The 500-nt window shown below is 64.2% G+C and carries 1 pseudogene; it reads right to left on the bottom strand.

Features of this window, described 5'->3' with window-relative positions:
- Positions 1–500 (bottom strand): annotated as a pseudogene (locus CLD20_RS20060) (glutamate--cysteine ligase); the annotation flags it as partial.

The raw sequence follows: 500 nt of genomic DNA, 5'->3' as shown, positions 1-500 counted from the left end.
TGCTGTAGTACTCGTTCTCGATCTGCAGCACGTGGTCGTTCAGCTGCTCCCAGCGGCCGTTGACCTTGGTCCCGATCGGCTCATAGTGCGGGCAGGGCGTCTGGATCGCCCAGGTGAGGCTGCGGGTGTAGGCATCCAGCGAATCGTAGTTGGCCTTGAGCCCGGTGCCCTCCTCCTGCTGGTTCTGATAGCCGATATCGCCCATCCGCAGCGAGGTGGCATGCGGATAGTAGAGGGTGGTGTCGTCGAAGTACTCGAGGTCGGTCTCCTGACCCTGCACGAAGCTCGCGCAGATCGCCGGCGAGGCGCCGAACAGATAGGGCACCAGCCAGCCGATGCGCTGCAGGTTGCGCAGCATCCCCATCTGCATGCGATCGCGAAAGGCGCGCGGGTCGCCGCGCTCGCCCTCGATCGCCTGGAGTCGGTCCCAGAACCCCTCGCCGAAGGAGAAGTTGTAGTGGATCCCGGCGATCACCTGCATGGTGCGCCCGTAGCGATTA

Origin of the sequence: Afifella sp. IM 167, assembly GCF_020144925.1 — a bacterium.
Taxonomy (GTDB): Bacteria; Pseudomonadota; Alphaproteobacteria; order Rhizobiales; family Afifellaceae; genus Afifella.
This window is presented reverse-complemented; position numbering and strand designations above follow the sequence as displayed.